The organism is Trinickia sp. HAY1-2D, from assembly GCF_056754935.1.
The window spans coordinates 981,982-1,003,882 of sequence record NZ_JBPGWX010000002.1 but is presented as its reverse complement, the minus strand read 5'-3'; the positions used below and the strand labels follow the sequence as shown (position 1 = coordinate 1,003,882).

At 64.4% G+C, this 21,901-nt stretch carries 25 protein-coding genes and 1 tRNA gene; 22 read left to right on the top strand and 4 right to left on the bottom strand.

The window, feature by feature from the left end; all coding sequences use genetic code 11:
- Window positions 1–299: 299 nt before the first annotated feature.
- Window positions 300–374: transfer RNA gene (locus ACR9ZC_RS11595), tRNA-Gly, on the top strand.
- Window positions 375–522: 148 nt separating this feature from the next.
- Here the strand turns inward: ACR9ZC_RS11595 and ACR9ZC_RS11590 are convergent.
- Window positions 523–2,262, bottom strand: a complete 1,740-nt coding sequence (locus ACR9ZC_RS11590; protein ID WP_331571590.1) for a pyrrolo-quinoline quinone — start codon at window positions 2,260–2,262, stop codon at window positions 523–525.
- A gap of 268 nt (window positions 2,263–2,530) precedes the next feature.
- On the opposite strand from ACR9ZC_RS11590, the gene ACR9ZC_RS11585 reads away from it, so the two are divergent.
- Together ACR9ZC_RS11585 and trmB are read left to right on the top strand one after the other, a co-directional pair.
- Window positions 2,531–2,737, top strand: coding sequence for a hypothetical protein (locus ACR9ZC_RS11585; protein WP_440561260.1), 207 nt, complete (start codon window positions 2,531–2,533; stop codon window positions 2,735–2,737).
- A gap of 110 nt (window positions 2,738–2,847) precedes the next feature.
- Window positions 2,848–3,627 carry a tRNA (guanosine(46)-N7)-methyltransferase TrmB gene (gene trmB / locus ACR9ZC_RS11580; RefSeq protein ID WP_481580379.1) on the top strand — a complete coding sequence of 260 codons (780 nt, stop codon included), beginning with the start codon at window positions 2,848–2,850 and terminating at the stop codon, window positions 3,625–3,627.
- Window positions 3,628–3,660: 33 nt separating this feature from the next.
- Here the strand turns inward: trmB and ACR9ZC_RS11575 are convergent, their stop codons facing one another.
- Genes ACR9ZC_RS11575 through ACR9ZC_RS11565 form a run of 3 tightly spaced genes read right to left on the bottom strand, consistent with a single transcriptional unit; the run spans window position 3,661 to window position 5,443 of the window.
- Entirely contained in the window at window positions 3,661–4,497 is an 837-nt protein-coding gene (locus ACR9ZC_RS11575) for an undecaprenyl-diphosphate phosphatase (protein ID WP_481580378.1), read from the bottom strand.
- A gap of 29 nt (window positions 4,498–4,526) precedes the next feature.
- A complete protein-coding gene (locus tag ACR9ZC_RS11570; protein ID WP_331571597.1) occupies window positions 4,527–5,120 on the bottom strand; it encodes a DUF1439 domain-containing protein in 594 nt (197 codons plus the stop codon).
- Window positions 5,117–5,443 carry a YkgJ family cysteine cluster protein gene (locus ACR9ZC_RS11565; RefSeq protein WP_331571670.1) on the bottom strand — a complete coding sequence of 109 codons (327 nt, stop codon included), beginning with the start codon at window positions 5,441–5,443 and terminating at the stop codon, window positions 5,117–5,119. Before ACR9ZC_RS11565 ends, ACR9ZC_RS11570 begins: the two co-directional genes overlap by 4 nt.
- Before the next feature lie 194 nt (window positions 5,444–5,637).
- Here ACR9ZC_RS11565 and ACR9ZC_RS11560 point away from each other — a divergent pair, with 194 nt between their 5' ends.
- The 19 genes from ACR9ZC_RS11560 (at window position 5,638) to ureG (ending at window position 21,875) form a co-directional block, all read left to right on the top strand.
- The gene (locus tag ACR9ZC_RS11560) at window positions 5,638–5,895 is read left to right on the top strand and encodes a hypothetical protein (protein ID WP_481582650.1); all 258 of its coding nucleotides are present in this window, start codon (window positions 5,638–5,640) and stop codon (window positions 5,893–5,895) included.
- A gap of 128 nt (window positions 5,896–6,023) precedes the next feature.
- Entirely contained in the window at window positions 6,024–6,677 is a 654-nt protein-coding gene (locus ACR9ZC_RS11555; RefSeq protein WP_481580377.1) for a protein-L-isoaspartate O-methyltransferase family protein, read from the top strand.
- Window positions 6,678–6,751: 74 nt separating this feature from the next.
- Window positions 6,752–7,075 carry a rhodanese-like domain-containing protein gene (locus tag ACR9ZC_RS11550; protein ID WP_481580376.1) on the top strand — a complete coding sequence of 108 codons (324 nt, stop codon included), beginning with the start codon at window positions 6,752–6,754 and terminating at the stop codon, window positions 7,073–7,075.
- A gap of 343 nt (window positions 7,076–7,418) precedes the next feature.
- Window positions 7,419–8,714: an urea ABC transporter substrate-binding protein gene (urtA, locus tag ACR9ZC_RS11545; RefSeq protein ID WP_481580375.1), complete on the top strand. Its 1,296-nt coding sequence runs from the start codon at window positions 7,419–7,421 to the stop codon at window positions 8,712–8,714.
- A gap of 126 nt (window positions 8,715–8,840) precedes the next feature.
- On the top strand, window positions 8,841–10,454 hold the full coding sequence (urtB, locus tag ACR9ZC_RS11540; protein WP_481580374.1) for an urea ABC transporter permease subunit UrtB: 1,614 nt from the start codon (window positions 8,841–8,843) through the stop codon (window positions 10,452–10,454).
- An 8-nt stretch (window positions 10,455–10,462) separates the two neighbouring features.
- Window positions 10,463–11,698 carry an urea ABC transporter permease subunit UrtC gene (urtC, locus tag ACR9ZC_RS11535; protein ID WP_481580373.1) on the top strand — a complete coding sequence of 412 codons (1,236 nt, stop codon included), beginning with the start codon at window positions 10,463–10,465 and terminating at the stop codon, window positions 11,696–11,698.
- A complete protein-coding gene (urtD, locus tag ACR9ZC_RS11530) occupies window positions 11,698–12,537 on the top strand; it encodes an urea ABC transporter ATP-binding protein UrtD (protein WP_331571674.1) in 840 nt (279 codons plus the stop codon). Before urtC ends, urtD begins: the two co-directional genes overlap by 1 nt.
- Window positions 12,538–12,600: 63 nt before the next feature.
- Window positions 12,601–13,293, top strand: a complete 693-nt coding sequence (gene urtE, locus ACR9ZC_RS11525) for an urea ABC transporter ATP-binding subunit UrtE (protein WP_481580372.1) — start codon at window positions 12,601–12,603, stop codon at window positions 13,291–13,293.
- Between the two features lie 273 nt (window positions 13,294–13,566).
- On the top strand, window positions 13,567–14,334 hold the full coding sequence (locus ACR9ZC_RS11520) for an urease accessory protein UreD (RefSeq protein ID WP_481580371.1): 768 nt from the start codon (window positions 13,567–13,569) through the stop codon (window positions 14,332–14,334).
- 222 nt (window positions 14,335–14,556) lie between these two features.
- On the top strand, window positions 14,557–15,351 hold the full coding sequence (locus ACR9ZC_RS11515; protein WP_481580370.1) for a transporter substrate-binding domain-containing protein: 795 nt from the start codon (window positions 14,557–14,559) through the stop codon (window positions 15,349–15,351).
- Window positions 15,351–16,019: an amino acid ABC transporter permease gene (locus ACR9ZC_RS11510; RefSeq protein ID WP_331571615.1), complete on the top strand. Its 669-nt coding sequence runs from the start codon at window positions 15,351–15,353 to the stop codon at window positions 16,017–16,019. Before ACR9ZC_RS11515 ends, ACR9ZC_RS11510 begins: the two co-directional genes overlap by 1 nt.
- A complete protein-coding gene (locus tag ACR9ZC_RS11505) occupies window positions 16,016–16,666 on the top strand; it encodes an amino acid ABC transporter permease (RefSeq protein ID WP_173259883.1) in 651 nt (216 codons plus the stop codon). The genes ACR9ZC_RS11510 and ACR9ZC_RS11505 overlap by 4 nt, the downstream gene beginning before the upstream one ends.
- Complete coding sequence (locus tag ACR9ZC_RS11500; protein ID WP_481580369.1) at window positions 16,653–17,372, top strand: amino acid ABC transporter ATP-binding protein; 720 nt, start codon at window positions 16,653–16,655, stop codon at window positions 17,370–17,372. The genes ACR9ZC_RS11505 and ACR9ZC_RS11500 overlap by 14 nt, the downstream gene beginning before the upstream one ends.
- Window positions 17,373–17,411: 39 nt before the next feature.
- Window positions 17,412–17,714: an urease subunit gamma gene (gene ureA, locus ACR9ZC_RS11495; RefSeq protein ID WP_173259885.1), complete on the top strand. Its 303-nt coding sequence runs from the start codon at window positions 17,412–17,414 to the stop codon at window positions 17,712–17,714.
- A gap of 67 nt (window positions 17,715–17,781) precedes the next feature.
- Complete coding sequence (locus ACR9ZC_RS11490) at window positions 17,782–18,087, top strand: urease subunit beta (protein WP_173259886.1); 306 nt, start codon at window positions 17,782–17,784, stop codon at window positions 18,085–18,087.
- 47 nt (window positions 18,088–18,134) lie between these two features.
- Window positions 18,135–19,841 carry an urease subunit alpha gene (gene ureC / locus ACR9ZC_RS11485; RefSeq protein ID WP_481580368.1) on the top strand — a complete coding sequence of 569 codons (1,707 nt, stop codon included), beginning with the start codon at window positions 18,135–18,137 and terminating at the stop codon, window positions 19,839–19,841.
- 23 nt (window positions 19,842–19,864) lie between these two features.
- Window positions 19,865–20,557 (top strand): urease accessory protein UreE, encoded by a 693-nt coding sequence (ureE, locus tag ACR9ZC_RS11480; RefSeq protein ID WP_481580367.1) that lies wholly within the window; start codon window positions 19,865–19,867, stop codon window positions 20,555–20,557.
- Entirely contained in the window at window positions 20,544–21,233 is a 690-nt protein-coding gene (locus ACR9ZC_RS11475; protein ID WP_481582649.1) for an urease accessory protein UreF, read from the top strand. The genes ureE and ACR9ZC_RS11475 overlap by 14 nt, the downstream gene beginning before the upstream one ends.
- Window positions 21,234–21,254: 21 nt before the next feature.
- The gene (ureG, locus tag ACR9ZC_RS11470; RefSeq protein ID WP_481580366.1) at window positions 21,255–21,875 is read left to right on the top strand and encodes an urease accessory protein UreG; all 621 of its coding nucleotides are present in this window, start codon (window positions 21,255–21,257) and stop codon (window positions 21,873–21,875) included.
- Window positions 21,876–21,901 lie beyond the last annotated feature (26 nt).

Sequence of the window (21,901 nt, the reverse complement as noted above, 5' to 3'; positions counted from 1 at the left end):
GCGCATTATACGGGATTCCCGTACAACATCAAGCTCTGGGACCTCTCGCCGTTGACTAGGCCGCCGGATCGACACTCTCGGCTCGAACCGTACAGTGTTAGCTCACCGTAAGTGGTATGAGCAATCTCAAAATGTATCCATTATTCACAACAAACGAACCGGCCCGCCCTTCGGGGTCGATCCGATCCACCGAACGGACAATGCCAGCAACAACTCCTCAAGTGGCGCCACTTTTCACGCCAGCGTCCAAACGACGCCCTCCCCCAAACCACCAAAAACCCTGTAGAATCGCGGTCTCTGCGGGCGTCGTATAATGGCCATTACCCTAGCTTCCCAAGCTAGAGACGTGGGTTCGATTCCCATCGCCCGCTCCAGCATCTCCTCTTTCTGCAAAGACTTTCGCGCAATGTGATCTGCGCGCGGTTCCCGGATTACTCCCCCTTCGCGCACATCGATACGCGCTCGAGCCTAGCCCGGAGCGAAGCGGCGGAACACCCTGCATCGCCCACCGCCCGGCACCGCCTAATGCAGCAACCCAAAAACAGCGACGCCATTCGTCGCACCCACGTACACCTTGCCCAGCGCAATCATCGGCGTGATGAATTTGTTGCCGCTACCCCATTGATCGCGCGTCCCGGCCTGATTGCTGTTGTAAAGCTCGTTGCCGAGATTGCCCGCGTCGTACGCATGCAGCACACCCGTGCTGCCGTTTTCCGCGGCCCATACGATGCCGTTCGTCGCGCCGTTGGCTGAGATCGCCGGCGTCGTGCCCGGATAGGGAAAGGTCGTGGGACTCCTCGAAGCTGCGGTCGATGCGAGCAGTGCGTTCGTGATCGGCAAGGCCTTGAGATTGTCGTTGAGCCCGCCGTAGTACACCACACCGTTGTAATACGCCGGCGAGCCCCAGATGCCACCGCCCAGCGTGCCCGTCAGCTCCTGCCAGATGTGGTCCCCCGCAGCGTCGAACTTGCCCATCGCATCGCGATCGACGACATAGATCTTGTTGTTCTTCCCCGCAGCGACAGCCAGATGCTTGACGGTGCCGTCCGCCGCCACCTCGTCGGGCAGCAGCAAGGGTCCGCCTGAACCGAAATCGTCGTCGGCATTCGATTCGGCTACGGTATTCGACATCGCGAAGTAATCGGTGACGGCGAGCGACGCACCCGATAGCTTCATGAAGGTATTGCCGAAATTGCCTCCGCTCGGCATGCCCTGCGCATTGAGCGTCGGATCGAACGTGCCGTTGCCATCGACGACGAAAATCGACGTACCGTCGGAAGCCATCCCGGAGCCCGCCATCCAGACGGATCCGGCGCTTCCGTTCGGCGCGATGTTGAGCACGCCCGTTTGCTGCAGCGTACTCGCGCTGTAGGACATGATCCAGCCCGTATAAGGGCCGTTCATGCAGTGGGAAGTCCATCCGGTGTAAATCTTGTCGCCGACGAGTGTCAGGGCGGCACGTTCGGTATGCAGCGACGGATCGAACCGCATCACGCCGTTCGTGCCTTCGCTTCCATTGCCCGGAACGCTCGCGCCGATCTCGTTGGGGCCGCCCAGCACTTCGGTACCCGTCGACAAATCGAGTGCGTGCAGGCGATGGTGGTAGCCACCGCTTGCATCCCGCGTCATTGCGACGGCATAGAGCACGCCGTTCGCGCCGCGATTGCGATCGATCACCGGTGTGGCGGTGATACCGATTTCCGGCGTGAAGTCCTGACACCCGTGATCGTCGCTCGGCGTCTCTCCGTTGCCCACAAGCGAGACATGCCATAGGAGTGCCGACGTGTCGGCGTCGTACGCATAGACGCTATCGTGCTCGGTCGCGACATAGACGACGTTGTGCGCGGCCCCACCGATCGACTGATTCGTGACGAAGAGAGGTTGAGCATCCACTTTGCCATCGGCGGGCAGGAAACCCACCTTGCCGAACGTCGCAGCGCGCACGTTGGCCGGCGTCAGCGTCGTCTCGGCCAGCATCTCGCCCGTACGGGCGAGGTCATTGTGGTGCATCAGTACGTCGGTGGCGAACGCCATGCCGCCCATGCCGCCGCCGCCCGTTCCGCCGCCCGCGCCAGTTCCGCCGCCCGAGCCGGTTCCACCGCCACCCGCGCCGCCTCCGAGCGCCGCCATCTGGCTGCTACCGGAGCCACCTCCACCGCACGATACGCAGATGCCCGCTGTCAAAAGCCATATTCCCAGACGTCTCGCGCGTTGGGCGAGCAGGCGCCGCCTGTCGTCGCGCTCGGGCTGCAGAGCTCGCATGCCAATCTCCGTTCCCGGCGAGCGCCAGACGATCGCAAAAACGTCGGCCGACGCATCGTCAGAGGCTTCGATGGTACGAAGCAGCACACAACGTAGCGCGACATTGCAGCGCATTGGTCCGCCATCGTTGCGGGTTTGCGTGCCCTTTTTTTGCGCCATGCCCGAATTTTTTCATTGACCGGCTGTCGATGCATGGTCACGCATTTCGGGCGACAATCGATGCCCGACTCATTCCCCCTTTGAATGGCAGTTGATGGAACGGTATTTCATGTCTCGCACCAGCGCCGTCGCGTTGCTCGTTGATGCCCGGCGGGCCATCACGCAGCAGCGCGAAGATAAATTCGCGCACGATGCGTCGCATTACGAACGGTTGCTCGGCGAGGTCGAACGTTTGTTGCTCGACGTACGCGTTGGGCGCGTGCTCGAATTCGATCTCGAGTTTCCGTCACAGGTCCACGTCATCGTCGCAGACTGACGTCGGCGTCGCGCCGGCCAGCATTGCGCCCTCCCCGCTCTCGTCTACAATCTCGCGCACGTTGCGTCTGCCTCAGGTCGCAATCCGCCTTCCAATCGACCGTTTTAAAGATGACTCACCATTCCGATGATGACGCCGGCGCGCCTGGCGACGCCCCCCGCGCGCGCGCCGCGCACGATGCCGCGAGCGAAACATCCGACCCTGCGACGGCCAAGCCGCACTTGCGGCGCATTCGCAGCTTCGTCACACGCGCCGGCCGCGTCTCCACAGGCCAACGCCGCGCCCTCGACGAGCTCGGGCCCCGCTTCGTCGTGCCCTACACGGGCGAGCCCGCCGATTGGAACGCGATATTCGGCCGCGAGGCTCCGCGCGTGCTCGAAATCGGCTTCGGGATGGGCGCGACGACCGCGGAGATCGCGGCACGGCGCCCCGGCGACGATTTCATCGGTGTCGAAGTGCACGAGCCCGGCGTAGGTGCGCTACTCAAGTTGATCGACGAGCAAGCGCTCACTAACATCCGCATCGTTCAGCACGATGCGGTCGAGGTGATCGAGCATATGCTGGCGCCCGCTTCGCTCGATGGCGTCCATATCTTCTTCCCCGACCCGTGGCACAAGGCACGCCACCATAAACGCCGCTTGATCCAGCCGCCGTTCGTGGCGCAGCTGGTCTCGCGGCTCAAGCCGGGTGCCTATCTGCATTGCGCGACGGACTGGCAGAACTACGCGGAACAAATGCTCGAAGTGCTGGGCGCCGAGCCGTCGCTCGACAATACCGCCCAGGACTATGCACCGCGGCCCGAATATCGCCCGGTGACGAAATTCGAGCGCCGCGGGCTGCGCCTCGGGCATGGGGTATGGGATCTCGTTTTCAAAAAGCGCGCCGGTTGACGCGCTGGCGCGTGCATGGCGCTGCGCGGATTCTCAAGCGCGCCAGTCGAGTTCGCCGCTGTAACCGATGACGAGCACGAGCATGCCGAACGCGATGCGGTACCAGGCGAACACGGTGAAATCGTGCGTGGCGAGATAGCGCAGCAGCCAACGAACGCACACGAATGCGCTGACGAACGCGGCCACGGTCCCGACCGTCAGCACGCCGCCCGTGCCCACGAGCGCGCCGTGGCCATGCTTGGCGAGCTCGTAGAGCGTTGCGCCGACGATGATGGGAATGGCGAGAAAAAACGAAAACTCCGTTGCCACGCGCCGTTCGACGCCAAGCAGCATGGCGCCGATGATCGTCGAGCCCGAGCGCGAGACGCCGGGAATCAATGCGCAGCACTGCGCGCAGCCGACTTTGAACGCATCGAGCGGCCGCAACTCATCGAGCGAGCCGATCGAGGCGCCCGTCTCGCCGCGCGAACGCTCGCGCGCCTGCGCCCATAGAATGACGATTCCGCCCATCACGAGCGCGAACGCAACGGGCACCGGCGCAAACAGGGCCCGCTTGATCTGCGCCTCGAAGAGCATGCCGAGCAAGACGGCGGGTATCGTCGCGATGACGACATTGATGGCGAAGCGCCGCGCACTGGCATCGGTAAAGAGGCCCGCGACGACGGCCGCAATACGCCGCCGATACTCCCAGCACACCGCCAGAATGGCGCCAAACTGGATGACGACGAGAAACGTCTTGGCGCCGCTGCCGTTGAAGTCGAGCAGCTTACCGGCCAGGATCAAATGGCCGGTGCTCGAGACCGGCAGGAACTCGGTGATGCCCTCGACGACGCCGAGAACCACCGCCTTCGCGATCAGTATCCAATCCATCGAGCCTCCGGATGGCACCGCGCGCCGAGCTATTTCTCGACGATCTGAACGCGTATGCCGTTTGTAAGGATCGTGATTGTACCGGGTTCGAAGGTGGCACCGGCAAATTGAAGCTCTTCGGGTTTGAACGTGTAGATCGGATAGCCGTCCAGCCACTGTGCGGCGGCGAGCGCGCCGGCGGCTTCGATCTGCTGCCGGTAGGCCCGTGCCTCGCCGGCGACATCGACATGATCGACACTCGGCGAACGCAGTACGACGGCATGCTGCGCGCCGTCGTACTCGAGGCGACTCGAGAGAGTCAGCGCGCCGTCCACCGGGTCTTGCAGGAACGGGCTGGCGACGTGCGCATCGACGGTGATCAGCACGCGGTTCGCGTCCGGCGCGAAGCCGACCACCGGATTCGTCAAAGCCAGATTGAACAACTGCGATACGTCGCGGCGGTAGGGAAACTTGCGTGCGACGGCGGCCTGCACCTGTCGCTGCGAGAACGTGTAGTGATCGGGGATAAAAGGAAACGTGCGGCTCGCGCAGGCGGAAAAAGGCGCGGCAAACGCGGCCGCGGCGCCGAGCGTCACAACCGTCCGCACGAATTTTCGTCGGTGCGAACGAACGACATCTGTCATGCAGCTTCTCCGTATCCAGATGATTGGGGGGCCGGCGCATCCGTGGCCGGCCGCGTCAGTTCCTCGAGCCGGGAAAGCCAGGCGAGCGCCTCGTTGCGCGAGGTGCCGCACATCTGCGCTTCCGGCTGCAGCCCCGAGCAGCATGCCGGGCGCTCGGGGCGGCCGAAGATCGCGCAACGATTCTCGTCGTCGAGCTGAACACAGCGTACGCCCGCCGGCTTGCCGTGCGGCATGCCCGGAATCGGGCTCGTGATCGATGGCGCGATGCAGCAGGCGCCACAGCCAGGGCGGCACGCGTGCTGCTCGCCGGTTGGCGGCGTCATCGATACATCGGCTGCCACAGCTCGGATCCTCGGTACATGAATGACGAAATCGGTTCGCCGCCATCGGCGTCCCGGAGCAATATCTCAAGCGGCATTGTGCCTGCGTTCGCGCCCAGATGCCCAAAGCCGCCGCCGCGCGGCCGACCTTGGTACAGTGGATGTTTTGCGGCATTCAGCTCGACGAGAACCGAATCATGCGCGGCACGAAGGCAATCTACGCAGTCGAACGACTCAAGACACGCAGCGGCAATAACGCCTACGCCGCCCGGAGCCTGCCCGGCGGCGTTTTCCGCCTCGTCGATCGAGCGGGCGGTGCCGAGCGCACCGTCGGCGAGCCGATGCCGCTCGATGCGTTCGTCGCGTTCGTCGATTCGCTCTCCCCCGCCCAGCCGAAAAGACAAAGCAAGCTCGACGCGGCCTTCGACGCCCAGATCAAGCGCAGCCGGCGCTGAGCATCCCGGCCGACGCGCCGCCACGGCCTGCGTGCCCCGCCCGGCGCCGATCGGGGGTTTGGTACAATCCCGCAGTTTCTCTCATTCAAGCTGTCGAACCGCTTTCGTCTCAAGCCCGTCAAGCCGCCATGAACATCGAGCAAGCCCGTTTCAACATGATCGAGCAGCAAATCCGCACCTGGGATGTGTTGGACCAGGATGTGCTGAATCTGCTCTCGATCGTCAAACGCGAAAACTTCGTCCCCGCCGCCTATCGCGAGCTCGCCTTCGCGGACCTCGAACTGCCGCTGCCCGAGGGCCAGCACATGTTCGCGCCGCGCGTCGAAGCGCGCGTGCTGCAAGATCTGGCCGTCAAAAAGCATGAGAGCGTGCTCGAAATCGGCGCAGGCTCGGGCTATATGGCGGCATTGCTCGCGCATCGCGCCCGCCACGTCCTGACGATCGACATCAAGCCCGAACTGGCCGAACTGGCGAAGCAGAACCTCGCCGCGAACGGCGTGTTGAACGCCCAGGTCGAAACCGGTGACGGCGCTCGCGGCTGGATCGGCGCGGCGCCCTATGACATCATCTGTGTCTCCGGCGGTCTGCCGGTGCTGCCGCAGGAAATGCTCGAGCAGTTGAAGGTTGGCGGCCGCCTCGCCGCCTTCGTCGGTGTTGCCCCGGTCATGAAAGCCCAGATCATCACGCGCATCGACGAGAAACAATTTCGCGTGGCGGATGTCTTCGAAACGTATATCGAGCCGCTCGTCAACGCCGTCGAGCCGCCGCGCTTCAAGTTCTGACCCAGACAAAGGCCGCAATCCTTGCGGGGGCGGCACTGCCGCCCCGCCTATCGCCTATCCGACCGAGTGCCCTGATGCAAAACGTGACCGCCCCCGACCTCGCCCGATGGCTGGCTGACGATTCGCGCCCCTCGCCGGTGCTGCTCGACGTGCGCGAGCCGTGGGAACTCGCCACGGCCGCCATCGGCGGCACTGTCTCGATTCCGATGCGCGAGATTCCCGCCCGCAGCGAAGAGCTCGACGACGAGACGCCGATCGTCTGCATCTGCCATCACGGCGCTCGCAGTGCGAACGTGGCGATGTTCCTCGAATCGCGCGGCTTCAAGCAGGTGTTCAACCTGCAAGGCGGCATCGACGCCTGGTCGCGCCAGGTCGATCCGGCCGTGCCCACTTACTGAGTACACCGAAGCACCTCTTTCGAGTTCGATCGATAAACGCCGGCCGTCGCCGGCGTTTTGTCTTTCAGCGGCGGCAACTTCACCATCTTCACTCACGCCGCGCCTCATCTCTGCGCGCGAGGCACCGCGAAGAGGCGCACGCAGCCGCATCGCGCACCAATTTCGCGCTTTCCCGCCACTCACCTGCTTGCCCTGCCGCGCCAACGCTGTGCGTGCGCGCCGTTTTCGTCGCTGGCACATAGCTTGCGATGGTCGGCGGGCCGAAGCGGCAGCACCTCTTCGGCCGTTTATTTAGCAGTCCTATCCCTATAAATCGCATCTCACCCACGGCAAGGGGAAGCACATGAAACGTCGCAGCTTGTTGAAGCTCGGCACGGCATCGAGCGCGCTCGCATTGGGAGGACAGATTCCATTTGCACGGGCCGAATCGAAAGGCCCCATCAAAGTCGGCGTTCTGCATTCGCTGTCGGGCACGATGGCGATCTCGGAAACGTCGCTCAAGGACACCGCGCTGATGACGATCGCCGACATCAACGCCAAAGGCGGCGTGATGGGCCGGCCGATCGAGCCCGTGGTCGTCGATCCGGCCTCGAACTGGCCGCTGTTCGCCGAGAAAGCCCGCCAGTTGCTGACGCAGGACAAGGTCGCATGCGTGTTCGGGTGCTGGACCTCCGTGTCGCGCAAATCGGTGTTGCCGGTCTTCGAGGAACTGAACGGGCTGCTCTACTACCCCGTGCAATACGAAGGCGAGGAGATGTCGCGCAACGTCTTCTATACGGGCGCAGCGCCGAATCAGCAGGCGATTCCCGCCGTCGAGTATCTGATGAGCCCCGAAGGCGGCGGCGCCAAGCGCTTTTTCCTGCTCGGCACCGACTACGTCTATCCGCGCACGACGAACAAGATCCTGCGCGCGTTCCTCCATGCGAAGGGTGTGAAGGACGCCGATATCCAGGAGGTCTACACACCGTTCGGCCACAGCGATTATCAAACGATCGTCGCCAACATCAAGAGCTTCGCGCAAGGCGGCAAGACGACAGTCGTCTCGACGATCAACGGCGATTCGAACGTGCCGTTCTACAAGGAACTCGGCAACCAGGGGCTCAAGGCCACGGACGTGCCCGTCGTCGCATTCTCGGTGGGCGAAGAGGAGCTGCGCGGCATCGATACGAAACCGCTCGTCGGTCACCTCGCCGCATGGAACTACTTCATGTCCGTCAAAGCCGGTGAGAACACCAAGTTCAAGTCGCAGTGGGCGGAATGGGTGGCTTCGCAAAAGCTGGCGGGCGGCACGAAGCGCGTCACCAACGATCCGATGGAAGCGACCTTCGTCGGCATCCATATGTGGAAGCAGGCTGTCGAAAAAGCCAAGAGCACCGATGTCGACAAAGTACGCACGGCCATGATCGGCCAGACGTTCAATGCGCCTTCCGGCTTCGTCCTGTCGATGGACGGAAACCATCATTTGCACAAGCCCGTGATGATCGGCGAAATCCGCGGCGACGGCCAATTCAACGTGGTCTGGAAGACCAAGCAGGCCATCCGTGCGCAACCGTGGAGCCCGTATATCGCCGGCAACCAGGGCAAGCCCGATGTGGTTGCCTCGATTCCCGGTTTCCTGCGCCGGCGCGCCGTCGCATAACACGGCGTTCGTTGCCCACCTGATGCCGCTCTGAAAGAGCGGGCGCGCCGCACGCGTCGCCGCGCCGCGCCCGCTCTCTCGAATCGCATCACGCATTCCCGCTCAACTTCCCACGGCGCGTCATTCATGATCGCTCGCTTACGTTATTGCCTGTGCGCTGCGCCGCTCCTGTTCGCGCTCGTCGTCAGCGCCGCTCATGCGCTGACGCCCGCCGAGCTTGCACCGCTCGCGGGCGACGATTTCGAAGAAAAATCGGCGGCCATCGACAAGCTCGTCGCCATGCACGATCCTGCTTCGTTAGCAGTCCTCAACGCACTGGCCGACAATCGCGCGCTGGCCGGCACATCGGCTCAGGTGCTGATTCAGGACAGCGACGATGCCGACCACGCCCGCGATGCGATAACGGGTAAGACGGTCGCAATCGGCGATGCACAGCCGATCACGCTGAACAACTTGTTGCGCAGCAAGGTATCGGGCGCGCTGGCGGGGCTCCGGCTCGCCTCACCCGACCCGCAGGCGCGCCGCGCAGCGATCGAGGCATTGCTCGCCACCCCCGATCCGTCGATGAAGCCGCTCATCGACAGCGCCCGCGCGAAAGAAACCGATCCGGCGCTCAAGCGGCGCCTCGATACGCTCTGGGCCATGACGGCGCTTTCGGACCGCGATGCGGCCAAACGTCTCGAAGCCGCTACGCTCGTCGCGGCCCGCCGCGACCCGGACACGTATCTCCTGCTGCGTCAGCTCGTCGCGAAACAGGCCGACGGCAGTTTCGCCGAACCGGACGCACGCGTGCGCGAGGCCGCGCAAAAAGGGATCGACGCGCTCGATTCGATGGCACGCGAAAGCCGCATCGCCGGAACGATCTTCGCGGGCATTTCGCTCGGCAGCGTGCTGCTGCTCGCGGCGCTCGGGCTCGCCATCACGTATGGCGTCATCGGCGTCATCAACATGGCGCATGGCGAATTCCTGATGATCGGGGCGTACGCCACCTACCTCGTGCAGAACCTCTTTCAACGCTACGCACCCAGCGCCTTCGACTGGTATCCGCTCGTGGCCGTCCCCGCGGCGTTCCTCGCCGCGGCCGCGGTCGGCATCGTCATCGAGCGGCTCGTCATCCGGCATCTGTACGGCAGACCGCTCGAAACGCTGTTGACGACGTTCGGCGTCAGCCTCGTGCTGATGCAGGCAACGCGTTCGATCTTCGGCGCGCAAAACGTGCAAGTTGCCAATCCGCATTGGATGACGGGCGGCGTCGCGTTGTTTCCCGATCTGATCCTGCCGTACAACCGCCTCACGATTCTCGCTTTCTCGCTGGCCGTGATCGCCATCGCATGGGCCGTGCTGACGCGCACGCGGTTGGGGCTCTTCGTGCGCGCGGTCACGCAAAACCGCAATATGGCCGCCTGCGTGGGCATCAAGACAGCGCTCATCGATTCATACGCGTTCGCATTCGGCGCCGGCATTGCCGGGCTCGGCGGCTGCGCGCTCTCGCAAATCGGCAACGTCGGCCCCGATCTCGGGCAAAGCTATATCGTCGACTCGTTCATGGCCGTCGTACTCGGCGGCGTAGGCCAGCTTGCGGGTACGGTGCTCGGCAGCTTCGGCCTTGGACTGCTGGCCAAGGCGATCGAGCCGTTCTCGGGCCCCGTGCTCGCGAAAATCGCCGTGCTCGTGCTGATCGTGCTGTTCATCCAGAAGCGTCCGCAGGGGCTGTTCGCCCTGAAAGGACGCAGCGCATGAGGCAAGCCATGACTTCCACCACCACGCTTCATTCCAGCGCGGGCCCCGCGCCGGCACTGGCGGGCAACGACGCAGGCGCCAGCGCCGGCTTCGCGCTCGGCTTGCCGCCACGCCGCGCCTTGTTGCCGCGTCCGGCATGGGCCGCTCTTTTCGCACTCGTCCTTGCCATCGGCATCGGTGTGCCGTTCGCGTCACTCGTGCTGCCGGTATCGAGCCCGTTCCATCTCTCGGCCTATGTGCTGACGCTCGGCGGCAAGTTCATGTGTTACGCGATCGCCGCACTGGCGCTCGACCTGGTCTGGGGCTACTGCGGCATTCTCAGCCTCGGTCACGGGCTCTTCTTTGCGCTCGGCGGCTACGGCATCGGCATGTACCTGATGCGCGCGATCGGACACGATGGCGTCTACGGCAGCGATCTGCCCGACTTCATGGTGTTTCTCAACTGGCATGCGCTGCCCTGGTACTGGCACGGCACCGAGCACCTCGCCTACGCACTCGCGCTCGTCGTGGTGGTGCCCGCGCTGCTCGCGTGGACGTTCGGCTTCTTCGCGTTTCGTTCGCGCGTGCAAGGCGTGTATCTGTCGATCATCACGCAAGCGCTCACGTATGCGGCGATGCTGCTGTTCTATCGCAACGAAACCGGGTTCGGCGGCAACAACGGCTTCACGGATTTCAAGCGCATCGCCGGTTTTTCGATCACGCATCCGGGCACGCGTACGGTGCTCTTTTTGCTGACGTTCGCCACGCTCGTGCTGGCGTTCATCGCGGCGCGCGCCATCGTCGTGTCCAAGCTCGGGCGCGTCGTCACCGCGATGCGCGACAGCGAGACGCGCCTCATGTTTCTCGGCTACAGCCCGCTTGCTTACAAGCTCTTCATCTGGACCTTGTCCGCGGTGCTCTGCGCGATCGCAGGCGCGCTTTATGTGCCGCAAGTCGGCATCGTCAATCCGAGCGAGATGTCGCCGGCCAACTCCATCGAAATGGCGATCTGGGTCGCCGTCGGCGGGCGCGGGACGCTGCTCGGCCCCATCGCGGGCGCGATTGCCGTCAACGGCGCCAAGAGCCTGTTCACGGCCTACTTCGCCGAGTACTGGCTCTTTTTCCTCGGCGCGCTGTTCGTGATCGTGCCGCTCGTCATGCCACGCGGTCTCGCGGGTCTCGTCGAGCCGCTGCTTGCGCGCATGCAAGGCGCGCGAGCCCGTCCTCGTCCGTCGACGCTTATCGAGGGGAGATCCAAGTCATGATGCCCTCCACCGATACCCCGCTCGATCTGCACGCGCTCTCCGGCACGGCGGCCATGTCGCATGTGCTGACGCCCGGCGAAATCGACGTATCGCACGGCACGATTCTCTATGTCGAGGATGTCACCGTCAGCTTCGATGGTTTCCGCGCACTCGACAATCTTTCGCTATCGCTGGACGCCGGCGAGCTGCGCTGCGTGATCGGACCGAACGGCGCCGGCAAGACCACGATGATGGATGTCGTGACGGGCAGGACACGGCCCGATCACGGCAAGGTCTTCCTGGGCCAGACGCTCGATCTGACGCGCATGGACGAGCCCACGATCGCGCGCACGGGCATCGGCCGCAAGTTCCAGAAGCCCACCGTGTTCGAGCAGCACCCCGTCTGGGAAAACCTCGAACTGGCGATGAAAACCGATAAGGGCTGGTGGGCATCGCTACGCGCGCAACTGACGCGCGAAGCGCAACAGCGCATCGAAGCCACGCTCGAGACCATCGGCCTCGCCGCGCAGGCGCGACGGCTTGCCGGCGAGCTTTCGCACGGCCAGAAGCAACGGCTCGAGATCGGCATGCTGCTGATGCAGCAGCCCGCGCTGCTACTGCTCGACGAACCCGCTGCCGGGATGACCGACGACGAAACGATGGCGCTCGCCGCACTGCTGGACCGCTTGCGCGGCACGTGCTCGATGCTCGTCGTCGAACACGACATGGAGTTCGTCGCGGCGCTTGCCGGCGAAGGCGGACGTGTCACCGTCATGGCGGAGGGGCGCGTGCTGGCCGACGGCACGCTCGACGAGGTCAAGCGCAACGATGCGGTGATCGAATCGTATCTCGGCCGTTGAGACGGGCCAACGCTCGCACGCGAACAGAAAGACCGAAGAACCGATGAACCGAGGAAGACGTCGATGCTGAACATCACCGGGCTCAACCAATTCTATGGCGGCAGCCACATTCTGCGCGACGTGACGATGGAGGTGCCGAAAGGATCGCTGACCGTGCTGCTCGGGCGCAACGGCGTCGGCAAGACCACGCTTTTGCGCTGCCTGATGGGGCTCGTGCGTGCGAAAAGCGGCACGATCGCCTGGGCCGGCCAGCCGCTCGAAACATTGCCGCCGCATGCACGCGTCGCACAGGGCCTGGGCTATGTGCCGCAAGGGCGGGAAATCTTCGCGCGGCTCACCGTCGAAGAGAACCTGCTCGTGGGCGCCGCGAGCCGCAAGCCCGTATCCCAGGTGCCCGACCGGATCTATTCGCTCTTTCCCGTGCTCGAGGAAATGAGAAAGCGCCGCGGCGGCGATCTCTCGGGCGGGCAGCAACAACAGCTCGCGATCGGCCGCGCGCTGATGAGCGAGCCGCAACTGCTGATACTCGACGAACCGACCGAAGGCATTCAGCCGTCGATCATCCAGGAGATCGGCCGCACGCTGAGGCAGCTCGTCGACGAAACGGGCATGACGGTGCTGCTCGTCGAGCAATACTACGACTTCGCGCGCTCGCTGGCCGACCGCTACTGGGTCATGCGGCGCGGCGAGATCGTCGCGAACGGCATGGGCGCGGAGATGGAGGCGCAAGGCGTACGCGAGATGATCGCCGTTTGAGATTGCATGCGATGCGCGCCCCGCACTGCGGCGGGGCACGCTGCAGGTCCCCGCGGCTCGAATGTGCCATTGCCAATCACTTTCGTGTAGATTCGCGGCACCGTCTCTCAGTGTTCAGCAATGCTTTCGCCGCACCCTACCTCTCTCAACGCTTGCGCGCCATCCGACACCACCGCCGGCGCGCCGGCGACTCCGCATGGCACCGCGTCGAGCGGCTGGGATGCGCGACTCGAGCTCGGATTCACCTACCGCGCCGAACGAACGACGCTTTCGATGCGGCGCCACGTCGGGCCGTTGCGCGTGCAGCGCCCGCTCTACCCGGAAGGGCACGCGATCTGCCATGCGGTCATCGTCCACCCGCCCGGCGGCATCGCCGGCGGCGACCAACTCGCCATCGATGTCCGCCTGGATGCCGGCGCGCACGCCGTACTGACGACGCCCGGCGCGACGAAATGGTACAAAGCCAACGGACGCAGCGCGGCGCAGCGTATCGCGCTTCATGTGGGTTCGGGCGCGAAGCTCGACTGGCTGCCGCAAAACAACATCGTCTTCGACTCCGCACGGGCGCAGCTCGCCTTCGAGCTCGAGATCGCGCCCGACGCCACCGCGATCGGCTGGGACGCCACGCAGCTCGGGCGACAGGCGGCCGGCGAGCGTTGGTCGGCGGGCGAATTCGCGAGTACCACCGCGATTCGCCTCGGCGAGCCCGGCCCGTTGCTGTGGCACGAGCGCGCCGCCTTACGCGCCGACGACGCGCTGCGCGATGCCTCGCAAGGGCTGGCGGGTTTCGCCGCCTTCGGCACGCTCTGGGCCGTGGGCCCCGCCTGCACGCCCGAGCTCGCCGAGACGCTGGCCGCGCAACTGCCGTTCGACGCGACGTTGCGGGCGGGCGCGACGGCTTTGCCGGGCGGCGTCTTGCTCGTGCGCGCGTTGGGTGCATCGATGGAGGGCATCCAGTTGCTGATGCAGCGCTGCTGGACCGAACTTCGCCCTATCGTTCACGGCGTACCGGCCCGCGCACTGCGGCTCTGGTCGACTTGAGCACGCATCCGCACCAAAGCCACGCATAACGACGACAAACCGTGCATGAACGCACCGCTTCGGTGCGCATCCGACAACGCGAAACGACTGGACTGACCAGTTGGACCAGTCGGAGCAGCGGCCCGCCTCGCTTGGCATGCGGCTTGCTCAATCGGGCGCTCACCCGGCCATGAACGGTGCCGCTTTCCTTGCGGCACGAATGGCCGCGTAGGAGACCCATTCATGAAGCCTCGCCTGATCGCGCGTACGTTCGCCACGCTCGCCACCGCCGCCATCCTGTCGATCACACTGAATCAGCGCGCGCAAGCCGATGCGCTCGACACCATCGCGAAAAGCGGCGTGCTGCGCGTTGCGGTACCGGAGGACTATCCGCCCTTCGGCTCGGTCGGCGCGGACATGAAGCCGCAGGGCTACGACGTCGACATGGCTGCGCTGCTCGCTCAGGCGCTCAACGCCAAGGTGCAGCTCGTGGCCGTCAACAGCGCCAACCGCATTCCGTATCTGACGACGAACAAGGTGGACCTCGTCATCTCGTCGCTCGGCAAGACGCCGGACCGCGAAAAGGTCATCGACTTCTCGCAGGCCTATGCGCCGTACTATCAAGGCGTGTTCGGCCCCGCCGACATCAAGGTTGCCGGCCCCGCCGATCTCACGGGCAAGACGGTGGGCGCCACGCGCGGCGCGCTCGAAGAAATCGCACTGACACAGATGGCACCGAACGCGACGATCAAACGGTTCGAGGACAACAACGCCACCATCGCGGCGTTCCTCTCCGGACAAGTGCAGTTGATCGCGGCCGGCAACGTCGTCGCCGCGGCCATCGTCGCCAGGCACCCGCCGCGCCAGCCCGAGCCGAAGTTCGTCATCAAGGATTCGCCCTGCTATGTCGGCCTGAACAAGAACGAAACGCGGCTGCTCGAAAAGGTCAACGCAGCCATCGCACAGGCGCGCCATGACGGCCGGCTCGAAGCGATGTCGAAGAAGTGGTTCGGTCAGCCGCTGCCGGCGACACTGTAATGAGCTACACGCTGGAGTTCGGGGAGCTCGCGCAGTACACGGGCATGTTCGCGCACGGCGCAGCCCTGACGGTCGGGCTGACCGCGGTGGCGACCGCGCTCGGCGTGACGCTCGGAGTCGGCGGCGCGGCCGCGCGCGAATCGCGCTCGCGCGCGCTGAGGACGATCGTCGCCGCCTATGTCGAGGCGATCCGCAACACGCCCTTCATCATTCAGCTCTTCTTCGTATTCTTCGGCCTGCCCGCGCTCGGCGTGCGGCTCGACGAGTACTCGGCGGCGATCATCGCGATGACGCTCAACCTCGGTGCCTATGCTACCGAGATCGTGCGGGCGGGCGTCGCCGCCGTGCCGCGCGGGCACGTCGAAGCCGCCGCGTCGCTGGCCATGACACCGGCGCAGATCTATCGGCACGTAGTCTTGCCGCAGGCGCTGGCCAAGGTCTTCCCTGCGCTCGTGAGCCAGATCGTCATCGTGATGCTCGGCTCGGCCGTCGTCTCGCAGATTTCGGTGCCGGACTTGACCTACGCCGCCAGCTACATCCAGTCGCGCAATTTCCGTTCGTTCGAGACCTATCTCGTGATCACGGTGTCCTACCTCGGTCTTGCGATCGCACTGCGCGCGGTGCTCAAGGCGGCAGGCCGGCGGTTCTTCGCACGAGGCGCGCGATGATCGAATTCAGCTTTGCGCAAATCGTCTCGAACCTGCTGCTCGCCGCGCGCTGGACTATCGTGCTGTCGATCGTCTCGTTCCTCGTCGGCGGCCTCGCCGGCTTCGCGCTGCTCATTGCGCGCGTGTCGCCTTCGCGATTGCCGCGCACATTCGCCAAGCTCTACATCGAGGTGTTTCAGGGCACGCCGCTTCTCATGCAGCTCTTCGTCGTCTTTTTCGGGCTGCCGCTCCTCGGTCTCGATGTCGAGCCCTGGGTGGCAGCAACGCTCGGCCTGACGTTCTTCACGAGTGCGTATCTCGCCGAGATCTGGCGCGGTTGCGTGGAGGCCATCCCGCGTGGGCAATGGGAAGCGTCGGCCAGTCTCGCGATGACCTACTTCGAGCAGTTGCGCCATGTCGTGCTGCCGCAGGCGCTGCGCATCGCCATCGCACCGACGGTCGGCTTCTCCGTTCAAGCGGTGAAGGACACGGCGCTCGTTTCGATCATCGGTTTTACCGAACTGACGAAAGCGGGCACCGTGATATCGAATGCCACGTTCCGGCCATTCGCCGTCTACGGTTGCGTCGCGCTCATTTATTTCATGCTGTGCTACCCGTTGTCGCGCACCGCGCGTGCGCTCGAAAGGAAACTCCATGTCGCTCGTTGAAGTCACGCAGTTGCACAAGCAATTCGGCGCGGCGCACGTCCTGAAGGGTATCGATTTGAATGTCGAAGCGGGCCAGGTCGTCACGATCATCGGCCGCAGCGGTTCCGGAAAGAGCACCCTGCTGCGCACGCTCAACGGATTGGAGAGCATCGATTCGGGAACGATCGGCATCGACGGCGAGCGCATCGACGCACGCCATGCCGACTTGCGCCGCCTCCGGCTGAAGGTCGGCATGGTGTTTCAGCAGTACAACCTGTTTCCCCATCTGCGCGCCGGAGAAAACGTCATGCTCGCGCAAAGCGTCGTCAAGAAAACGCCGCGTGCGAAGGCGCGCGAGGTCGCGCAGCAGATGCTCGAACGCGTCGGTCTCGGCGACAAGTTCGACGCTTATCCCGATCAGCTCTCGGGCGGACAGCAGCAGCGCGTGGCCATCGCGCGCGCGCTCGCGATGGAGCCGACGCTGCTGTTGTGCGATGAAATCACGTCCGCGCTCGACCCCGAGCTCGTGGGCGAAGTGCTCGGCGTAGTCGAGCAACTGGCGCGCGATGGCATGACGCTCATCATGGTCACCCATGAAATGCGCTTCGCGCGCCGCGTGAGTGATATCGTCGTTTTCATGCACGAGGGGCGCGTCTGGGAGAGCGGACCGCCCGAACAGATCTTCGGCAGCCCGCAGAGCATAGAATTGCGGAAGTTCGTTCAATAACGCGCTTTCAAGGCGCTTACAGCCGCACGGCACCAAGCGATGAAGCTCACTCCACGCGAAAAAGACAAACTGCTCATCTTCACCGCTGCGCTGCTGGCCGAGCGCCGCAAGGCCCGCGGCCTCAAGCTCAATTATCCGGAAGCCGTCGCGTTCATCACCGCCGCGCTGATGGAAGGCGCGCGCGACGGGCAGACCGTGGCCGAGCTGATGCATTACGGCACGACACTGCTCACACGCGACGACGTCATGGAAGGCGTGCCCGAAATGATTCCCGACATCCAGATCGAGGCGACTTTTCCGGATGGCACGAAGCTCGTCACCGTCCATCATCCGATTCCATGACAGGCCGCGCCGCAAGCGTGGGCATGCGCAACAGCGGGTCTTCTCCAACCGTTCGAGGTCTTGATCGATGATTCCTGGCGAAATCCTCACCGAACCCGGCGATATCGAGCTCAACGCGGGCCGCGAAACGCTGACGCTCACGGTCGCCAACACCGGCGATCGCCCCGTGCAGATCGGCTCGCACTTCCATTTTTATGAAGTGAATGCCGCGCTCGCGTTCGAGCGCGAGCGTGCGCGCGGTTTTCGGCTGAACATCGCCGCGGGCACCGCCGTGCGCTTCGAGCCGGGGCAGGAACGTACGGTCGAGCTCGTCGCGCTGGCCGGCGACCGCACTGTCTACGGCTTCAACGGCAAGGTGATGGGCCCGTTGTAAAGGCCTTGCGTTGCCGCCCTCTTCTACTCTTAGTACTGCGAACCGTCATGACACTGCGCATCGATCGCCGCGCCTACGCGGAAATGTTCGGCCCGACCGCGGGCGACCGGATCCGGCTCGCCGACACCGAGCTCCTGATCGAAATCGAACGGGACTTCACCCTCTACGGCGAAGAAGTGAAGTTCGGCGGCGGCAAGGTGATACGTGACGGCATGGGTCAGTCGCAACGGTGCGCGGCCGAAGTGGCCGATACCGTCGTCACGAACGCCGTCATTCTCGATCACTGGGGCATCGTCAAAGCCGATATCGCCATCAAGGACGGCCGCATCGCCGCCATCGGCAAAGCCGGCAATCCCGATATCCAGCCGGGCGTGACGATCGCCATCGGCGCGGCGACGGAAATCATCGCGGGCGAAGGTCTCATCGTGACGGCCGGCGGCATCGATACGCACATCCATTTCATCAGCCCGCAGCAGATCGACGAAGCACTCGCCTCGGGCGTCACGACGATGCTCGGCGGCGGCACCGGCCCCGCCACGGGCACGAATGCGACCACCTGTACGCCCGGTCCGTGGCACATGGAACGCATGCTGCAGGCGGCCGACGGCTGGCCGATGAATCTCGGCTTTCTCGGCAAGGGCAATGCGAGCCTGCCCGCACCGCTCGTCGAGCAGGTCGCCGCCGGGGCCATCGGGCTCAAGCTGCATGAAGACTGGGGCACGACGCCGGCCGCGATCGACAATTGCCTGTCCGTGGCCGACGATACCGACACGCAAGTCGCGATTCACACCGATACGCTGAACGAAGCGGGCTTCGTCGAAACGACGGTCGCCGCGTTCAAGGGCCGCACGATCCACACGTATCACACCGAAGGCGCGGGCGGCGGACATGCGCCCGACATCATCAAGGTCTGCGGCGAAGCGAACGTGCTGCCCTCGTCGACGAATCCGACGCGCCCCTACACCATCAACACGCTCGACGAGCACCTCGACATGTTGATGGTCTGCCACCATCTCGATCCGTCCATCGCCGAAGATCTCGCCTTTGCCGAATCGCGCATCCGGCGCGAAACGATCGCGGCGGAGGACATCCTGCACGACCTCGGTGCGCTTTCGATGCTGTCGTCCGATTCGCAGGCGATGGGGCGCGTGGGCGAAGTGATCATTCGCACCTGGCAGACCGCGCACAAGATGAAGGTCCAACGCGGTGCGCTCGCCGAAGACAATACGCGCAACGATAACTTCCGCGCCAAACGCTACGTCGCCAAATACACGATCAATCCCGCGCTGACGCATGGTATTGCGCACGAAGTGGGGTCGATCGAGCCCGGCAAGTGGGCCGATCTCGTGTTCTGGGAGCCGGCGTTTTTCGGCGTGAAACCGTCGCTGATCGTAAAGGGCGGCATGATCGCGCTTGCGCAGATGGGCGACCCGAATGCCTCGATTCCGACGCCGCAGCCCGTGCACTACCGCGAGATGTTCGCCACGCGCGGCGGCGCGCTTGCGCGCACCTCGCTGACGTTCGTTTCGCAGATGGCCGCGCAGGCAGGCATTGCCGAACGTTATGGGTTGTCCAAGCGGATCGTGCCGGTGCGCGGCTGCCGCACGGTCACGAAAGCCGACATGATCCATAATGCTTGGCAGCCGTCGATCAGCGTCGATCCCGAGACCTATCAAGTCGTCGCGGACGGCCAGTTGCTGACCTGCGAGCCCGCGACCGTGCTGCCGATGGCGCAGCGGTATTTTCTGTTTTGAGTGCTGACGATCCAGGTTTCGACATGCGCACTATCGACAAACGCATCGCGCCTCATGTGAAGCTCGCGGCATCGCTCGTTTCGCGGGCGCCGACGCTCACGCTGGCCTACGAGGCGCGCTGCAAGAGCCGGCTTTCGGCCACGCTCGATAACGGCGAGACCGTGGCGCTCGTGCTGCCGCGCGGCACGGTGTTGGCCGACGGCGACGTGCTCGTGGCCGACGATGGCGGCCTCGTGCGCGTGGTCGCAGCTGACGAAGCGGTTCTCGTCGTGCGTGCGAACGATGCGCTGGCGCTTACACGGGCTGCCTACCACCTCGGCAATCGTCATACGCCCGTGGAAGTAGGTGCCGATTATCTGAAGCTCGAAGCCGACACGGTGCTCGAATCGATGCTGACGCGGCTTGGCGTGCGTGTGGAGGCGGCGTCGCTGCCTTTTCAACCCGAAACCGGTGCGTACGGCGGCGGGCATCGGCACGGGCACGATGCAACGTTCGATGAAGATTACGCGCTCGCTCAGCGTGTCTTCGACGAACATCACGGCGAGCATGCTCATGGGCATGATCATGCTCATTCTCACGGCCATGACGACGGCCACAAGCACGCTCACGGCCATGGCGGGCAATGCGATGGCGAGCATGGCCACGATTGCGAGCATGGGCACGATCACGGCCATGGTCACGCACACAGCCACGGCAAAGGCCATGCGCATCGCTGAGTTGACCGCGCTGCTGCATCTGGCATCGCCTGCACTACCGGTTGGCGCGTTCAGTTATTCGCAAGGGCTCGAATCCGCGATCGACTCGCAGTGGGTCGTCGACGAGCGCTCGACGTCCGCATGGATTGCCGGCGGTCTCGCACACGTCCTGGCGCGCTGCGAGCTGCCCTTTCTCTCGCATCAGATCGCGCGCTGGCACGCGCACGATGCGCAGTCGATCGCGGCGCTGGCCACGGCCGATGCCGAGTTTCTCGCCAGCCGCGAATCGGCCGAATTGCGACGCGAAACCGAGCAGATGGGCTGGTCGCTCAAGCAGCTATGCCTATCGCTCGAATGGGGCGATACGGCGCGGCGCGAGACGCTTACCGCACTCGCACCGGTGGCTCAGCCGAGCACGTTCGCCTTCGCCGTGGCCGCGCACGACATCGACCCGCCAGCCGCCCTCGCCGCTTACGCGTTCAGTTGGGCCGAGAATCAGGTTGCCGCGGCGCTCAAGGCGGTACCGCTCGGGCAAATGGCCGGCCAGCGCATCATCGTCTCGCTGCGCGACTCCATCGAGGCGGCCGTCGAACTCGCGCTGGCGACCCCGCCCTCCGCCATCAACACGTTTGCACCGATGCTCGGCGTGCTCTCCGCGCGCCACGAACAGCAATACTCGCGGCTTTTCCGCTCCTAGATCGATACGAGAGATACCGTCATGCGAACCAAGAAATTGCCGGCGCTGAGAGTCGGCGTCGGCGGCCCTGTCGGCTCCGGCAAAACGACCCTGCTCGAAATGCTCTGCAAGGCGATGCGCGAGCGCTACGACCTCGTAGCCATCACGAACGATATCTATACGAAGGAAGATCAGCGCCTTCTGACGATATCGGGGGCGTTGCCGGCCGAGCGCATCATGGGCGTGGAAACGGGGGGATGCCCGCACACGGCGATCCGAGAGGATGCCTCGATCAATCTCGAAGCGGTCGATCGCATGCTCGCGCGGTTTCCCGAGGCCGATATCGTCTTCATCGAATCAGGCGGCGACAATCTGGCGGCCACGTTCAGCCCGGAGCTGTCGGATCTGACGATCTACGTGATCGACGTGGCGGGCGGCGAGAAGATTCCGCGCAAGGGTGGGCCGGGTATCACGAAGTCGGACCTGCTCGTCATCAACAAGACCGATCTCGCGCCATTCGTCGGTGCCAACCTCGAAGTCATGGCAGCGGACGCAAAGAAGATGCGCGGCGAGCGGCCTTTCGTCATGTGCAATCTGAAAGCGCTCGAGGGGCTCGACGAAGTCGTGTCGTTCATCGAGGCGAAGGGGTTGCTGCGAAGCTGAGCGGTTGGCCGCCTGACTGCAAATGT

Excerpts from the sequence above, each read along its gene's own strand:
- ACR9ZC_RS11590 (WP_331571590.1), bottom strand. The coding sequence starts at position 2,262 with ATGCGAGCTCTGCAGCCCGAGCGCGACGACAGGCGGCGCCTGCTCGCC.
- ACR9ZC_RS11585 (WP_440561260.1), top strand. The coding sequence starts at position 2,531 with ATGTCTCGCACCAGCGCCGTCGCGTTGCTCGTTGATGCCCGGCGGGCC.
- trmB (WP_481580379.1), top strand. The coding sequence starts at position 2,848 with ATGACTCACCATTCCGATGATGACGCCGGCGCGCCTGGCGACGCCCCC.
- ACR9ZC_RS11575 (WP_481580378.1), bottom strand. The coding sequence starts at position 4,497 with ATGGATTGGATACTGATCGCGAAGGCGGTGGTTCTCGGCGTCGTCGAG.
- ACR9ZC_RS11570 (WP_331571597.1), bottom strand. The coding sequence starts at position 5,120 with ATGACAGATGTCGTTCGTTCGCACCGACGAAAATTCGTGCGGACGGTT.
- ACR9ZC_RS11565 (WP_331571670.1), bottom strand. The coding sequence starts at position 5,443 with ATGACGCCGCCAACCGGCGAGCAGCACGCGTGCCGCCCTGGCTGTGGC.
- ACR9ZC_RS11560 (WP_481582650.1), top strand. The coding sequence starts at position 5,638 with ATGCGCGGCACGAAGGCAATCTACGCAGTCGAACGACTCAAGACACGC.
- ACR9ZC_RS11555 (WP_481580377.1), top strand. The coding sequence starts at position 6,024 with ATGAACATCGAGCAAGCCCGTTTCAACATGATCGAGCAGCAAATCCGC.
- ACR9ZC_RS11550 (WP_481580376.1), top strand. The coding sequence starts at position 6,752 with ATGCAAAACGTGACCGCCCCCGACCTCGCCCGATGGCTGGCTGACGAT.
- urtA (WP_481580375.1), top strand. The coding sequence starts at position 7,419 with ATGAAACGTCGCAGCTTGTTGAAGCTCGGCACGGCATCGAGCGCGCTC.
- urtB (WP_481580374.1), top strand. The coding sequence starts at position 8,841 with ATGATCGCTCGCTTACGTTATTGCCTGTGCGCTGCGCCGCTCCTGTTC.
- urtC (WP_481580373.1), top strand. The coding sequence starts at position 10,463 with ATGACTTCCACCACCACGCTTCATTCCAGCGCGGGCCCCGCGCCGGCA.
- urtD (WP_331571674.1), top strand. The coding sequence starts at position 11,698 with ATGCCCTCCACCGATACCCCGCTCGATCTGCACGCGCTCTCCGGCACG.
- urtE (WP_481580372.1), top strand. The coding sequence starts at position 12,601 with ATGCTGAACATCACCGGGCTCAACCAATTCTATGGCGGCAGCCACATT.
- ACR9ZC_RS11520 (WP_481580371.1), top strand. The coding sequence starts at position 13,567 with ATGCGGCGCCACGTCGGGCCGTTGCGCGTGCAGCGCCCGCTCTACCCG.
- ACR9ZC_RS11515 (WP_481580370.1), top strand. The coding sequence starts at position 14,557 with ATGAAGCCTCGCCTGATCGCGCGTACGTTCGCCACGCTCGCCACCGCC.
- ACR9ZC_RS11510 (WP_331571615.1), top strand. The coding sequence starts at position 15,351 with ATGAGCTACACGCTGGAGTTCGGGGAGCTCGCGCAGTACACGGGCATG.
- ACR9ZC_RS11505 (WP_173259883.1), top strand. The coding sequence starts at position 16,016 with ATGATCGAATTCAGCTTTGCGCAAATCGTCTCGAACCTGCTGCTCGCC.
- ACR9ZC_RS11500 (WP_481580369.1), top strand. The coding sequence starts at position 16,653 with ATGTCGCTCGTTGAAGTCACGCAGTTGCACAAGCAATTCGGCGCGGCG.
- ureA (WP_173259885.1), top strand. The coding sequence starts at position 17,412 with ATGAAGCTCACTCCACGCGAAAAAGACAAACTGCTCATCTTCACCGCT.
- ACR9ZC_RS11490 (WP_173259886.1), top strand. The coding sequence starts at position 17,782 with ATGATTCCTGGCGAAATCCTCACCGAACCCGGCGATATCGAGCTCAAC.
- ureC (WP_481580368.1), top strand. The coding sequence starts at position 18,135 with ATGACACTGCGCATCGATCGCCGCGCCTACGCGGAAATGTTCGGCCCG.
- ureE (WP_481580367.1), top strand. The coding sequence starts at position 19,865 with ATGCGCACTATCGACAAACGCATCGCGCCTCATGTGAAGCTCGCGGCA.
- ACR9ZC_RS11475 (WP_481582649.1), top strand. The coding sequence starts at position 20,544 with ATGCGCATCGCTGAGTTGACCGCGCTGCTGCATCTGGCATCGCCTGCA.
- ureG (WP_481580366.1), top strand. The coding sequence starts at position 21,255 with ATGCGAACCAAGAAATTGCCGGCGCTGAGAGTCGGCGTCGGCGGCCCT.